The sequence below is a fragment of the Azonexus hydrophilus DSM 23864 genome (assembly GCF_000429605.1).
GTDB lineage: Bacteria > Pseudomonadota > Gammaproteobacteria > Burkholderiales > Rhodocyclaceae > Azonexus > Azonexus hydrophilus.
In genome coordinates this window covers 515143-528320 of sequence record NZ_AUCE01000012.1, presented here as the reverse complement: position 1 = coordinate 528320, position 13178 = coordinate 515143, and the positions used below count along the sequence as shown (strand labels likewise).

Annotated in this window: 14 protein-coding genes; 5 read left to right on the top strand and 9 right to left on the bottom strand. The window is 62.7% G+C overall.

What is annotated here, in order from left to right:
* Positions 1-1875 (top strand): 1-deoxy-D-xylulose-5-phosphate synthase, encoded by a 1875-nt coding sequence (dxs, locus tag G471_RS0106720; RefSeq protein WP_043420964.1) that lies wholly within the window; start codon positions 1-3, stop codon positions 1873-1875.
* Positions 1872-2666: a GTP cyclohydrolase FolE2 gene (folE2, locus tag G471_RS0106715; protein WP_028994674.1), complete on the top strand. Its 795-nt coding sequence runs from the start codon at positions 1872-1874 to the stop codon at positions 2664-2666. The genes dxs and folE2 overlap by 4 nt, the downstream gene beginning before the upstream one ends.
* Before the next feature lie 122 nt (positions 2667-2788).
* Here the strand turns inward: folE2 and rplS are convergent, their stop codons facing one another.
* Genes rplS through rpsP form a run of 4 tightly spaced genes read right to left on the bottom strand, consistent with a single transcriptional unit; the run spans position 2789 to position 4723 of the window.
* Positions 2789-3160: a 50S ribosomal protein L19 gene (gene rplS, locus G471_RS0106710; RefSeq protein ID WP_028994673.1), complete on the bottom strand. Its 372-nt coding sequence runs from the start codon at positions 3158-3160 to the stop codon at positions 2789-2791.
* A gap of 22 nt (positions 3161-3182) precedes the next feature.
* Positions 3183-3947: a tRNA (guanosine(37)-N1)-methyltransferase TrmD gene (trmD, locus tag G471_RS0106705; protein ID WP_211226394.1), complete on the bottom strand. Its 765-nt coding sequence runs from the start codon at positions 3945-3947 to the stop codon at positions 3183-3185.
* Positions 3944-4456 (bottom strand): ribosome maturation factor RimM, encoded by a 513-nt coding sequence (gene rimM / locus G471_RS0106700; RefSeq protein ID WP_245580515.1) that lies wholly within the window; start codon positions 4454-4456, stop codon positions 3944-3946. The genes trmD and rimM overlap by 4 nt, the downstream gene beginning before the upstream one ends.
* A 12-nt stretch (positions 4457-4468) precedes the next feature.
* Positions 4469-4723 carry a 30S ribosomal protein S16 gene (gene rpsP, locus G471_RS0106695; RefSeq protein WP_028994670.1) on the bottom strand — a complete coding sequence of 85 codons (255 nt, stop codon included), beginning with the start codon at positions 4721-4723 and terminating at the stop codon, positions 4469-4471.
* Positions 4724-4882: 159 nt separating this feature from the next.
* On the opposite strand from rpsP, the gene G471_RS0106690 reads away from it, so the two are divergent.
* The 3 genes from G471_RS0106690 to G471_RS0106680 are packed head-to-tail and all read left to right on the top strand — an operon-like array spanning position 4883 to position 7388.
* Positions 4883-6394 (top strand): hypothetical protein, encoded by a 1512-nt coding sequence (locus G471_RS0106690; RefSeq protein ID WP_043420962.1) that lies wholly within the window; start codon positions 4883-4885, stop codon positions 6392-6394.
* Between the two features lie 35 nt (positions 6395-6429).
* Positions 6430-7026, top strand: a complete 597-nt coding sequence (wrbA, locus tag G471_RS0106685; RefSeq protein ID WP_028994668.1) for an NAD(P)H:quinone oxidoreductase — start codon at positions 6430-6432, stop codon at positions 7024-7026.
* Complete coding sequence (locus G471_RS0106680) at positions 7023-7388, top strand: DUF2069 domain-containing protein (RefSeq protein ID WP_028994667.1); 366 nt, start codon at positions 7023-7025, stop codon at positions 7386-7388. Before wrbA ends, G471_RS0106680 begins: the two co-directional genes overlap by 4 nt.
* Before the next feature lie 27 nt (positions 7389-7415).
* On the opposite strand, the gene G471_RS0106675 is transcribed toward G471_RS0106680, so the two are convergent.
* The 5 genes from G471_RS0106675 to ilvB all read right to left on the bottom strand — a co-directional run bounded on the left by G471_RS0106675 (position 7416) and on the right by ilvB (position 13175).
* On the bottom strand, positions 7416-8960 hold the full coding sequence (locus G471_RS0106675) for a 2-isopropylmalate synthase (RefSeq protein ID WP_028994666.1): 1545 nt from the start codon (positions 8958-8960) through the stop codon (positions 7416-7418).
* 16 nt (positions 8961-8976) lie between these two features.
* Positions 8977-9729: a CDP-diacylglycerol--serine O-phosphatidyltransferase gene (gene pssA, locus G471_RS0106670; RefSeq protein ID WP_028994665.1), complete on the bottom strand. Its 753-nt coding sequence runs from the start codon at positions 9727-9729 to the stop codon at positions 8977-8979.
* 193 nt (positions 9730-9922) lie between these two features.
* On the bottom strand, positions 9923-10939 hold the full coding sequence (gene ilvC / locus G471_RS0106665; protein WP_028994664.1) for a ketol-acid reductoisomerase: 1017 nt from the start codon (positions 10937-10939) through the stop codon (positions 9923-9925).
* 25 nt (positions 10940-10964) lie between these two features.
* Positions 10965-11456 (bottom strand): acetolactate synthase small subunit, encoded by a 492-nt coding sequence (gene ilvN / locus G471_RS0106660; protein ID WP_028994663.1) that lies wholly within the window; start codon positions 11454-11456, stop codon positions 10965-10967.
* An 18-nt stretch (positions 11457-11474) separates the two neighbouring features.
* Entirely contained in the window at positions 11475-13175 is a 1701-nt protein-coding gene (gene ilvB, locus G471_RS0106655; RefSeq protein WP_028994662.1) for a biosynthetic-type acetolactate synthase large subunit, read from the bottom strand.
* Between the last annotated feature and the right edge of the window lie 3 nt (positions 13176-13178).

Here is a 13178-nt window from a genome sequence, read left to right as displayed (position 1 = left end):
ATGAGCCATCCGCTGCTGGAAACCATCGACAGCCCGGCCGACCTGCGTCGGCTGGAGCGCAAGCAACTGCCCCAGCTTGCCGGCGAACTGCGCGAATTCCTGATCGAATCGGTGTCGCAGACCGGCGGCCACCTGTCGTCCAACCTTGGCACCGTCGAACTGACCATCGCGCTGCACGCCGTCTTCGATACGCCGGCCGACCGCCTGGTATGGGACGTCGGCCACCAGTGCTACCCGCACAAGATCCTGACCGGTCGCCGCCAGGGCATGGACAAACTGCGCATGCGCCACGGCATCGCCGGTTTCCCCAAGCGCTGCGAGAGCGAATACGACACCTTCGGCGTCGGCCACTCGTCAACCTCGATCTCGGCCGCCCTGGGCATGGCCCACGCCGCCCGCCTCAAGGGTGAGGCGCGCAAGGTCGTGGCCATCATCGGCGACGGCGCGATGTCGGCCGGCATGGCCTTCGAGGCCATGAACAATGCCGGCGTCGGCGAGACCGACATGCTGGTCATCCTCAACGACAATGAAATGTCGATCTCGCCGCCGGTCGGCGCGCTGAACAACATCCTGACCCGGCTGACCTCGAGCAAGACCTACAACGCCGCCCGCGAGGCCGGCCGGCACATGCTCGGCTTCGCCCCACCGCTGCTCGAACTGGCGCGCCGCGCCGAAGAACACGTCAAGGGCATGATCGCCCCGGGCACGCTGTTCGAGGAATTCGGTTTCCATTACTACGGCCCGATCGACGGCCACGACCTCGACGCGCTGATCCCGACGCTGGAGAACCTCAAGCAGCTCAAGGGCCCGAAGTTCCTGCACGTGATCACCAAGAAGGGCCAGGGCTACAAGCTGGCCGAGAGCGACCCCATCCTCTACCACGGCGTCGGCAAGTTCTCCGCCGACCAGGGCATCGCCAGCGGCAAGGGCGGCGGCAAGCTGACCTACACTCAGGTTTTCGGTGACTGGCTGTGCGACATGGCGCGCGCCGATTCGCGCCTGGTGGCGATCACCCCGGCGATGCGCGAAGGCTCCGGCATGGTCCGCTTCGCCAGCGAATTCGCCGACCGCTACCACGATGTCGGCATCGCCGAGCAGCACGCCGTGACCTTCGCCGCCGGGCTGGCCTGCGAAGGACTGAAGCCGGTCGTCGCCATCTACTCGACCTTCCTGCAGCGCGCCTACGACCAGTTGATCCACGACGTCGCCCTGCAGAACCTGCCGGTCGTCTTCGCCGTCGACCGGGGCGGCCTGGTTGGCGCCGACGGCCCGACCCATCACGGCACTTTCGACCTGTCCTTCGCCGCCTGCATCCCGAACCTGGTGGTGATGACCCCGGCCGACGAGGCCGAATGCCGGCGCCTGCTATCCACCGCCTTCGCCCATGACGGCCCCAGCCTGGTCCGTTACCCACGCGGCAGCGGTACCGGCACGCTGCCGTCGAGCGAGCTCGACACACTGCCGCTGGGCAAGGGCGAAATCCGCCGTCGTGGCCAGGGCGTCGCCCTGCTCGCCTTCGGCAGCCTGGTCGCCGCCGCCGAAGCTGCCGGCGAGGTGCTCGACGCCACGGTCGCCAACATGCGCTTCGTCAAGCCGCTCGACATCGAACTGATTGTCGAGCTGGCGGGGAACCATTCGCTGCTCGTCAGCATCGAAGAGAATGCCGTGATTGGCGGCGCCGGCTCGGAAATCGAGCGGGTGCTGGCCGAACGCGGGTTGAACGTGGCCGTGCTGCGTCTCGGCCTGCCGGATCGTTTCATCGATCATGGCGAACAGGGTCAGCTCCTCGCCGAGCTCGGCCTCGACAAGGACGGCATCGTGCGCAGCGTGCGCGAACGCCTGGCCAATCAATCACCCGACAGAACAGCACAATGACCACTACCAGCATCCCTGACGTCCAGAACTCCGCCGACACCCGCCAGATCGCCATCAACAAGGTCGGCATCAAGTCGATCCGCCACCCGGTCAAGGTCGGCGACAAAGCCGCCGGCGTCCAGCACACCATCGCCGTTTTCAACATGTACGTCGGCCTGCCGCACAACTTCAAGGGCACGCACATGTCGCGCTTCGTGGAAATCCTCAACAGCCACGAACGCGAGATCTCGGTCGAGAACTTCCCGGCCATGCTCCAGGACATGATCGTCAAGCTCGAGGCCGAAACCGGCCACATCGAGATGAACTTCCCCTACTTCATCAACAAGACGGCGCCGATCTCCGGCGTGCAGAGCCTGATGGACTATGACGTCACCTTCATCGGCGACATCAGGAACGGTGAAATCGTCACCTCGACCAAGGTCGTCGTCCCGGTCACCAGCCTGTGCCCGTGCTCGAAGAAGATTTCCGAACGCGGCGCCCACAACCAGCGCTCGCACGTCACCGTCACCGCCCGCACCAACGATTTCGTCTGGATCGAGGAGCTGGTGCAACTGGTCGAGGCCGAGGCTTCCTGCGAGCTCTACGGCCTGCTCAAGCGCCCGGATGAGAAGTACGTCACCGAACGCGCCTACGACAACCCCAAGTTCGTCGAAGACATGGTCCGCGACGTCGCCGCCCGCCTCAACGCCGAGCCGCGCATCGACGCCTACGTCGTCGAGTCGGAGAATTTCGAATCGATCCACAACCACTCGGCGTATGCGTTGATCGAGCGGGACAAGAAAAACGGCTGATTGCCCCGATCAGCCCCGGATTCCCCCAAAGAGGCTACGGCCTCTTTTTTGTTGCCCGGCATTTTCCGTAGACGAAAAAAAGGGGCCGAAGCCCCTTTTCGTGTCCTGCAGCAAACCGTCGATCAGGCAGAAGCCTTCTTCGCCGGCAGCTTTTCCTTGATGCGTGCGGACTTGCCCGAACGCTCGCGGAGGTAGTACAGCTTGGCGCGACGGACGTCACCGCGGCGCTTGAGTTCGATCGACGCGACCAGCGGCGAATAGGTCTGGAAGGTACGCTCGACGCCTTCGCCCGAAGAAATCTTGCGGACGATGAAGTTCGAGTTCAGGCCACGGTTACGCTTGGCGATGACGACGCCTTCGTAAGCCTGCAGACGCTCGCGGTTGCCTTCCTTGACCTTCACTTGAACGACAACGGTGTCGCCCGGTGCGAAATCAGGAATGGTCTTGCCCAGGCGGGCGATTTCTTCTTGTTCCAGCTGTTGAATCAGGTTCATGTGAGATCCTTTTTATAAAACATTACTCACCGCATTGCTCCTCTCCGGATATTTCCGTGAGGAGTTGCGTTTCCTCCGCAGTCAGACTGCGGTGCGCCAGCAAATCCGGGCGACGCTTCCGGGTCCGCGCCAGCGACTGCTTGAGTCGCCAGCGACGAATTTTCTTGTGATCGCCGGAGATCAGCACTTCAGGCACCGCCATTCCCTCGTAAACCTCGGGACGGGTGTAGTGCGGACAATCCAGCAGACCACCGACAAACGAATCTTCCACCGCCGAAGCGGCATCGCCGAGCACACCGGGCAACTGGCGGACAATGGCATCGATCAGCACCATCGCCGGCAATTCGCCCCCGGAGAGCACGAAATCCCCGATCGAAATTTCCTCATCGACACAGCGCTCGATCAGACGCTCGTCGATTCCTTCATAGCGGCCGCACAGCAGGATCAGCCCCGCCTCGCCGCTGGCCAGCTGCATGACCCGTTCGTGGGTCAGCGGCGCCCCCTGCGGCGACAGGTAGATGACCCGGCTGCTCGCCAGGCCCGCTGCCTGCTGCTGCGCCTTTGCTGCAGCAATCGCCTTCTCCAGCGGCCCCGGCTGCATCAGCATGCCCGGTCCGCCGCCGAAGGGACGATCATCGACGCGACGCCAGGCGTTTTCGGCGAAATCCCTGGGATTCCAGCCTTGCCAGGCCCAGCGCCCTTCTTCCAGCGCCCGTCGGGTAATACCGCTTTGCGTCACGGCGGCGAACATCTCCGGAAAGATGGTCACGCAGTCGAACCGGATCACCAGTCGCTGCCCCACGCAACGCGAATGCGCCCTGCTTCCTTCTCCACCGTCAGCACCACCGCCTCGACAAAAGGCAGCAGCCGTTCGGTGCCATCCTCGGCGACCACGCGCAACACATCGTTGGCGCCGGTTTCGATCAGCCCGGCAACCGTGCCGAGCGTTTCGTCTGCTTCATTGACGACCACCAGACCGACCAGGTCACCCCAGTAGAACTCGTCATCGGCAGGCGGCGGCAACATCTCGCGCGGCGCGCCCACCAGCGTTCCCTTCAGCGCCTCGGCGGCCGTCCGGTCGGGGACTTCGTCCAGCAGGACGACAATCCCGTCACCATGCGCTTTCAGACCCTTGAGCCCGACTTCGCGCCACGGTCCGCCTTCGCGACCGATCCACCAGACCGGCATCTCTGCCCAGGCCAGCGGATCATCCCCGAAAGGATGCAGTCTCAGCCAGCCGCGAATCCCGTAAGGATCGGCCAGCCGACCCAGGACGACGATTTCGCTGCCGGACAAGGGCAAAGCCGCTTAGGCAGCCTGCTGGGCAGCGTGCTGCTTGACCAGACGGGCAACCGTCGGCGACAGCTGGGCGCCGTTGTTCTGCCAGTAGGCCAGACGATCGGCGGAAATACGCAGGGCTTCGGCATTGCCGGAGGCAACCGGGTTGTAGAAGCCGATGCGCTCAACGAAACGGCCGTCACGACGGTTACGGGAATCGGTAACAACCATGTTGTAGAACGGGCGCTTCTTGGCGCCGCCACGGGCAAGACGGATAACAACCATTGGAATACTTTCGTTAGCTGGGAAAAAGACGCAAGATTATATCTGCAAATCGATAAAAAACAAGCCACTTAAGACCCGCTCAATTACCGAGCCCCCTAGCTTGGACCACAGGGAGCAAGATAGGGAGAAATGCCCTTTTTTGCTATCCTTGCAGAAATCATGGCAAAAACACCACAAAACGACACACCGGTGGCCGGCGAAGGCGGCATCAAGGGCATCCTTGAATGGCTGGCGTTGGCTCACGGCCGTTCGAATGCGGAAGATACCGAGGAACTGCTGCGCCAGGTGCTCTATCTCCGCGAAGCACCGATTGCCACACCACAACGCATCAAATTGCTTGATCTCCTCTACGCCCACACCGAGGAAGTCGTACGCAGCGAACTACCACGCCTGAACGAGTTGTCGCTACCGATCTCGCGCAAGATCCGCCAGCGCGTCCGCCTGATCCTTGAACTGCTGGAAACGCTGACCCAGGATTATTTCAACACCCTGGCCGCCCTGTTCGACCCGCAGGGCAACACCCTGGGCAATGGTGCCCAGACCTCACTGCGCCGCGCCATGCTGTCGATTGCCTGGCAAATCCGCATCCACCACCTGGTTGCTGCCCCACCCCGCCCCGGGCTCTGGCAGCAACTGCATGCTGCCTTCCGCACCGCCCGCCGCCTTGGCGTCGAACACCACCCCGGCCCACGCGAATCGGCCAGCATCCAACGTCTGTACACCAACATCCTGCTGACCGCGATTGCCCAGCCGGCTTCGTTTTCTTCGGACGAACTCGAGTTCATCAACGCGCTCGTCGAACAAAGCGGGCAAGCACCGGTACTCAGCGAAAATATCAGCGGACCACTCGACAGCTGCTTCTGGATCGATCTCGACCGAGACTTCCCGGCCCACGCCTTGAGCCGGCGCACACCGGGCAGCGACATCCAGCCCCTGTATTTCTCCTGCGCCGAACTCGCCCGGGAAATTGGCGACATCCGCCAACGACTGAACACCGGCACCCCGCCCCGGCAAATCGAACTCCCCGACTTCGCCGGCACCCACAGCGGCCAGGGTGTTCTCCGGCGCCTGGAAAAGCTATGGGGACTGCCCGCCAAACGGAAGTTCCCGCGCCGTCGGCAGTCCTACCGCGCCCGACTCTGCGCCGGCCTGGAAAGTCTTCACCAGCTACTGGAGAATCCGGACCAGGACGTGGAACTCAGCGAATGGATGGTGACCAACGAAAGCCCCGATGGCTTTGCCCTGATGCACATGATGGGCAGTACCACCCAGTTGCGGGTCGGTGACATCGTTGCCATCCAGACCCAGAAGGAAGCCGGCAACGGCGACGCCTGGCACGTCTGCATCATTCGCTGGGCCATCTCGGAAAATCCGGAACACGTCGAGGTCGGCCTGCAATTGCTGGCCCCCAGAGCCATCGCCGCGCGCATTGCCCAACCGTGGAACCTCGAAGCCCCCCAGGTCAACGCACTGATCCTTCCCGAGACACCACCGCTGCGCAAGAATCAGTCGCTGGTTGTCAGCCCCGGACTACTCAACGAGGACAGCCGCCAGATTGTGTTGCTGATCGAACAGGACAATTTCGCCGTCCGCGAAGTCCGTACCACGGGCATCGACGAGCAGACCAGTTCGGTCGAAATTTTCCCGATCAGCCCCGAAGACATGGAGTGATGGCCGCTGGCCGCCTGGACGTATAATCCGGGCCCATGCAAGACATACTCGTCCTTTACTACAGCCATCGCGGCTCGGTCCGCGCCCTGGCCGAACGGCTGGCCCGCGGCATCGATTCCGTTCCCGGCGCCCAGGCTCGCCTGCGTACCGTTCCCCGAGTTTCCACCGTCTGCGAAGCCAGCGCCCCGGGCATTCCCGACGCAGGCGCGCCTTACGTCGAAATCAGCGACCTTGAGGAATGCGCCGGCCTGGCCCTGGGCAGCCCGGTCCGTTTCGGCAACATGGCAGCGCCGATGAAGTATTTCTGGGACGGCACCATCGCCACCTGGCAGAACGGCAGCCTGGCCGGCAAACCGGCCTGCGTGTTCACCTCCAGCGCCAGCCAGCACGGCGGCAACGAAGCCACGCTGCTGAGCATGATGCTGCCGCTGCTGCACCACGGCATGCTGCTGATGGGGCTACCCTATACCGAAGCCGAATTATCGACCACGCGCAGCGGCGGCACGCCCTACGGGGCCAGCCATGTCGCCGGTGGCAACGGTGATCCGACACTGACCGAAGCGGAAAGCCAGCTGGCTTTCGCCCAAGGGCAACGCCTGGCCCGACTGGTCGTCCAACTGGGGAAATCATGAACGCCCGCCTTTACCAGAACCTGACCAGCGCCGCGCTGATCGCCCTGATCTTCCTCTGCCTGGCCTGGGAAGGCTGGCTGGCGCCCTTGCGCCCAGGCGGTTCGTGGCTGACGCTCAAGGCCATCGTCCTGCTGGCGCCGCTGTTCGGCATCCTGCGCGGCAAGCGCTACACCTACAAGTGGCTGTCGCTGCTGATCCAACTCTACCTGCTCGAAGGCCTGACCCGGGCGACCAGCGAGCACGGCCTGTCACAATGGCTGGCTGTCGGCGAAACCGTGCTCGCCGTGCTCATCTTCTACTCAGCGGTGATGTTCATCCGGGCGACACGAAATACCGAGATAAAAAAAACCGCGTCGTCGTGACGCGGTTTTTTGCCAGGGCGCGCTGACTCAGATGTCGTCGCCCTGGGCGCGCACCTTGTCGAGCGTCGATTCGAGCTTGTTCAGCGCATTCAGGTAGGAGCGCGCCGACGCGATGACGATGTCGGTATCGGCGCCGTTGCCGTTGACGATGCGACCGCCCTTGGCGAGGCGCGTGGTCACTTCGCCCTGGGCGTCGGTACCGGTGGTGATCGCATTGACCGAGTAAAGCAGCAACTCGGCACCGCTACCAGCGATGCTTTCGATGGCCTTGAACGTGGCATCGACCGGGCCGCCACCACCGGCTTCGGCCTTGTGCTCGACGCCGCCGACATTGAGGATGACGGTCGCCTGCGGCATCTCGCCGGTTTCCGAGGTGACCCGCGAATAAACCAGCTTGTAGTGTTCCTGCTCCGGCGTCACGACTTCGTCGGAAACCAGCGCATGCAGGTCCTCGTCGAAAATTTCGTGCTTGCGGTCGGCCAGTTCCTTGAAGCGGGCGAAAGCGGCGTTCAGGGTCTCGTCGCTGTCCAGCTCGATGCCGAGTTCCTGTAAGCGGGACTTGAAGGCATTGCGCCCGGAGTGCTTGCCGAGCACCAGCTTGTTCTGCGTCCAGCCGACATCCTGGGCACGCATGATCTCGTAGGTCTCGCGGTGCTTGAGCACGCCGTCCTGGTGGATGCCAGATTCGTGCGCGAAGGCGTTGGCACCGACGACGGCCTTGTTCGGCTGCACCGGGTAGCCGGTGATCTGCGAGACAAGCTTGGAAGCGGCGACGATCTGCGTCGTGTCGATCCGCGTCTCGACCGGGAAGACGTCGGCGCGGGTGCGCACGGCCATGACGATTTCTTCCAGCGCAGCGTTGCCGGCGCGCTCACCGAGACCATTGATCGTGCATTCGACCTGGCGGGCGCCGGCCAGCACGGCGGCCAGCGAGTTGGACACGGCCAGGCCGAGGTCGTTGTGACAGTGCACCGACCACACCACCTTGTCGGAATTCGGCACGCGCTCGATCAACTGGCGCATGGTTTCGGCGTACTGCGAGGGAATGTTGTAGCCGACCGTATCGGGCACGTTGATCGTCTTCGCGCCAGCCTTGATCACTGCCTCGAAGATGCGGCACAGGAAGTCGATTTCCGAACGCCCGGCGTCCTCCGCCGAGAACTCGACGTCGTCGGTATATTGCCGCGCCCAGCCAATCGCCTTGACCGCCTGCTCGACCACCTGATCGGGGCTCATGCGCAGCTTCTTCTCCATGTGGATCGGACTGGTCGCGATGAAGGTGTGGATGCGGCCCGACTTGGCCGGGCGAATCGCCTCGCCGGAGCGGGCGATGTCGTTCTCGCTGGCGCGCGCCAGCGAGCAGACCGTCGAATCCTTGATCGCCTGGGCGATCGCCTGGATCGATTCGAAATCGCCGGGCGAGGCGGCGGCAAAGCCGGCCTCGATGACGTCGACGCGCATCTTTTCCAGTTGGCGGGCGACGCGGATCTTCTCCTCGCGCGTCATCGACGCGCCGGGGCTCTGCTCGCCGTCGCGCAAGGTGGTATCGAAAATGACCAGATGTTGTTTCATGATGACTCCGTCAAACTCAGGCCGGCTTGCGCTTGAGCAGGCCGATCAGGGCCAGGACATAACCGGACAGGCAATAGACCACGAAGAAGCCGAACAGTGCGATTTCCGGGCTGTAGGCGATCAGCGCGAAGACCAGCGCGATCGCGGCAATGGCAAAGAAAGGCACGCTCTTCTTCAGGTTGATGTCCTTGAAGCTGTAATAGCGGATGTTGGACACCATGGTCACGCCAGCGAGCACGGTGACGCCGCAGGCCAGCCAGCGGATGTCGTGCCCGGAAACCTCGGCGACGATGCTGACCCACACCAGCCCGGCAACCAGCGCAGCCGCTGCCGGCGACGGCAGCCCCTGGAAGAAACGCTTGTCCATGACTTCCAGCGTGGTATTGAAGCGCGCCAGCCGCAATGCTGCACCGGCGCAGTAGATGAAGGCAGCGATCCAGCCGATGCGCCCCAGATCGTTCAGTGCCCACATGTAGATGACCAGCGCCGGCGCCGCGCCGAAGCTGACCATGTCGGACAGCGAATCGTATTCCGCACCAAAGGCCGACTGCGTATTGGTCAGCCGCGCCACGCGGCCGTCGAGGCCGTCGAGGACCATGGCGATGAAGATGGCCATCGCCGCCTTCTCGAAATCGCCCTGCATGGCCTGGACGATGGCAAAGAAGCCGGCAAACAACGCCGCCGTCGTGAACATGTTCGGCAACAAGTAGATGCCGCGACGTTTGACTTCCGGATTGAACAGGGCTTTGCGGGGTTTGAGTTCGGTCATGGGCAGCAAGGGAAAGCTGGAACGGCTGAAGGATACACCCGGAAGGTGTCAGCCCAGAAACAACTTGGGCGGTGCAGTCTCCCACACCGCCCAAAGCGCCAAAGCGAACACGGAGCTAGGCGCGCGGGCGAAGACAGTACGTTAGTACGGCAAGCCCAAGCAACGACGCTCCGTGGAGCCGGCGACTATCCAATTAGTTCTTGGACTGATCGACCAGCTTGTTCTTCTTGATCCACGGCATCATGTCGCGCAGCTGGCCGCCGACCGTTTCGATCGGATGCACGGCGTTCAGGCGACGACGCGCCGTCATGCTCGGGTAGTTGGTACGGCCTTCGAGGATGAACATCTTGGCGTACTCGCCGGTCTGGATGCGCTTCAGGGCGTTGCGCATGGCGGCGCGCGACTGCTCGTTGATGACTTCCGGACCGGTCACGTACTCGCCGTACTCGGCGTTGTTCGAGATCGAATAGTTCATGTTGGCGATGCCGCCTTCGTACATCAGGTCGACGATCAGCTTCAGTTCGTGCAGGCACTCGAAGTAGGCCATTTCCGGCGCGTAGCCGGCTTCGACCAGGGTCTCGAAGCCCATCTTGACCAGCTCGACGGCGCCGCCGCACAGAACAGCCTGCTCACCGAACAGGTCGGTTTCGGTTTCTTCGCGGAAGTTGGTCTCGATCACGCCACCCTTGGTGCCGCCGTTGGCAGCTGCATAGGACAGGGCGATGTCCTTGGCCTTGCCGGACTTGTCCTGGTAGATGGCGATCAGCGACGGCACGCCGCCGCCCTTCAGGTACTCGGAGCGAACGGTGTGGCCCGGGCCCTTCGGGGCGACCATGATCACGTCGAGGTCGGCGCGCGGCACGACCTGGTTGTAATGCACGTTGAAGCCGTGGGCGAAAGCCAGGGTAGCGCCCTGCTTGATGTTCGGCTCGACGTCGTTCTTGTAGACTTCCGGAATGTTCTCGTCCGGCAGCAGGATCATGACCAGGTCGGCAGCAGCGACGGCGTCCTTGACTTCGGCAACCTTCAGACCGGCGCCTTCGGCCTTGGCCCAGGAAGCACCGCTCTTGCGCAGGCCGACCGTGACGTTGACGCCGGAGTCGCGCAGGTTCTGGGCGTGGGCGTGGCCTTGCGAGCCGTAGCCAACGATGGTGACGTTCTTGCCCTTGATCAGGGAGAGGTCGGCGTCCTTGTCGTAATAAACTTTCATGAATCCCTCTTGAGAAAAACAGTAATCAGACTTTGAGAATACGATCGCCACGACCGATGCCACAGACACCGGTACGGACGGTTTCGAGAATCAGGCCGGCATCGAGCCCGGCGATGAAGGAGTCAAGCTTGGTGCTGGCTCCGGTGAGTTCGATGACATAGGTCGATTCCGTGACATCGATGATGCGGCCGCGGAAGATGTCGGCCATGCGCTTCATCTCCTCGCGATCCTTGCCGGTGGCGCGAACCTTGATCAGCATCAGTTCGCGCTCGACATGGGCAGCTTCGGAGAGGTCGACCACCTTGACCACGTCAACCAGCTTGTTGAGCTGTTTGGTGATCTGTTCGAGCACGTCGTCCGAGCCCGAGGTCAGGATGGTCATCCGCGACAACGAGGGATCTTCCGTCGGTGCCACGGTCAGCGATTCGATATTGTAGCCGCGGGCCGAGAACAGGCCGGCGACGCGGGACAGGGCGCCCGCTTCGTTTTCGATCAGGATGGAAATGATGTGTCGCATGTTGTTTTCCTTACCCGCTTACAGTTCTTCGGCCAGGATCATTTCGGTCAGGCCCTTGCCGGCGGCGACCATCGGGAAGACGTTGGCACCCGGATCGATGATGAAGTCCATGAAGACCAGGTCATCCTTGTGCTCGGTGAAGGCCTTGCGCAGTGCCGGCTCGACGTCTTCCGGCTTCTCGATGCGCATGCCGACGTGGCCGTAGGCCTCGGCCAGCTTGACGAAGTCGGGCAGCGAGGTGACGTAGGACTGCGAGTAACGCTTGGAGTAGAACATCTCCTGCCACTGGCGGACCATGCCGAGCATGCCGTTGTTCAGGTTGATGATCTTGACCGGCAGGCCGTACTGCTTGCAGGTCGACATTTCCTGGATACACATCTGGATCGAGCCCTCGCCGGTGACGCAGGCGACCTGCGCATCCGGATTGGCCATCAGCACGCCCATGCCGTAAGGCAGGCCGACGCCCATGGTGCCCAGACCGCCGGAATTGATCCAGCGCCGCGGCTTGTCGAACTTGTAGTACTGCGCGGCGAACATCTGGTGCTGACCGACGTCGGACGTGATGAAGGCGTCGCCGCCGGTCACTTCGTAGAGCTTCTCGACCACGTACTGCGGCATGATGTGATTCGACTGACGATAAGCCAGCGACTTGCGGCCGCGCCATTCGTCGATCTGCTTCCACCAGTCGGCCACTTCCGGATCGGTCTTGCAGCCGCCGTCGAGCAGCTTGAGCATTTCGTCGAGCACGTCGGCAACATTGCCGACGATGGGCACATCGACCTTGACGCGCTTGGAGATCGACGACGGATCGATGTCGATGTGGATGACGCGGCGCTTCTCGCTGCTGAAGTGTTCCGGGTTGCCGATCACGCGGTCGTCGAAACGGGCACCGACGGCCAGGATCACATCGGCGTAGTGCATCGCGTTGTTGGCTTCGAAGGTGCCATGCATGCCGAGCATGCCGACGAACTGACGGTCGGTGGCGGGGTAGCCGCCGAGGCCCATCAGCGTGTTGGTGACCGGGAAATCGAGTTTCTTCGCCAGTTGCGTCAGCTTGTCGGCCGCGTCGGACAGGATCACGCCGCCGCCGGTGTAGATGATCGGCCGCTTGGCTTCCTGCAGCATCTGCACGGCCTTCTTGATCTGGCCGAGGTGACCCTTGACCACCGGATTGTACGAACGCATCTGGATCGTCTTCGGGTAGTCGAACTCGCACATCTGCGCGGTGACGTCCTTGGGGATGTCAACGACCACCGGGCCGGGACGACCGGTCGCAGCAATGTGGAAGGCCTTCTTGATGGTGATCGCCAGATCCTTGACGTCCTTGACCAGGAAGTTGTGCTTGACGCAGGGGCGGGTGATGCCGACCGTGTCGCACTCCTGGAAGGCATCCTGGCCGATGTACTGGGTCGGCACCTGGCCGCACAGCACGACCATGGGGATCGAATCCATGTAGGCTGTGGCAATACCGGTCACGGTATTGGTCACACCGGGACCGGAAGTCACCAGCGCGACGCCGACGCGTTGCGAAGAACGGGAATAGGCGTCGGCAGCGTGTACGGCAGCTTGCTCATGGCGAACCAGAACATGCTTGACGTCGTCCTGCTTGAACAAGGCATCGTAGATGTGCAGCACGGAACCGCCAGGGTATCCGAACACGCAATCGACCTTTTCTTCCTGCAGGCACCTGATTACAATTTCCGCACCGCTGATCATCATATG

Coding starts and splice junctions, on each gene's coding strand:
- rpsP (WP_028994670.1), bottom strand. CDS start 4,723: ATGGTTGTTATCCGTCTTGCCCGTGGCGGCGCCAAGAAGCGCCCGTTC.
- folE2 (WP_028994674.1), top strand. CDS start 1,872: ATGACCACTACCAGCATCCCTGACGTCCAGAACTCCGCCGACACCCGC.
- ilvB (WP_028994662.1), bottom strand. CDS start 13,175: ATGATGATCAGCGGTGCGGAAATTGTAATCAGGTGCCTGCAGGAAGAA.
- G471_RS0106690 (WP_043420962.1), top strand. CDS start 4,883: ATGGCAAAAACACCACAAAACGACACACCGGTGGCCGGCGAAGGCGGC.
- rplS (WP_028994673.1), bottom strand. CDS start 3,160: ATGAACCTGATTCAACAGCTGGAACAAGAAGAAATCGCCCGCCTGGGC.
- dxs (WP_043420964.1), top strand. CDS start 1: ATGAGCCATCCGCTGCTGGAAACCATCGACAGCCCGGCCGACCTGCGT.
- ilvC (WP_028994664.1), bottom strand. CDS start 10,939: ATGAAAGTTTATTACGACAAGGACGCCGACCTCTCCCTGATCAAGGGC.
- pssA (WP_028994665.1), bottom strand. CDS start 9,729: ATGACCGAACTCAAACCCCGCAAAGCCCTGTTCAATCCGGAAGTCAAA.
- wrbA (WP_028994668.1), top strand. CDS start 6,430: ATGCAAGACATACTCGTCCTTTACTACAGCCATCGCGGCTCGGTCCGC.
- G471_RS0106675 (WP_028994666.1), bottom strand. CDS start 8,960: ATGAAACAACATCTGGTCATTTTCGATACCACCTTGCGCGACGGCGAG.
- G471_RS0106680 (WP_028994667.1), top strand. CDS start 7,023: ATGAACGCCCGCCTTTACCAGAACCTGACCAGCGCCGCGCTGATCGCC.
- ilvN (WP_028994663.1), bottom strand. CDS start 11,456: ATGCGACACATCATTTCCATCCTGATCGAAAACGAAGCGGGCGCCCTG.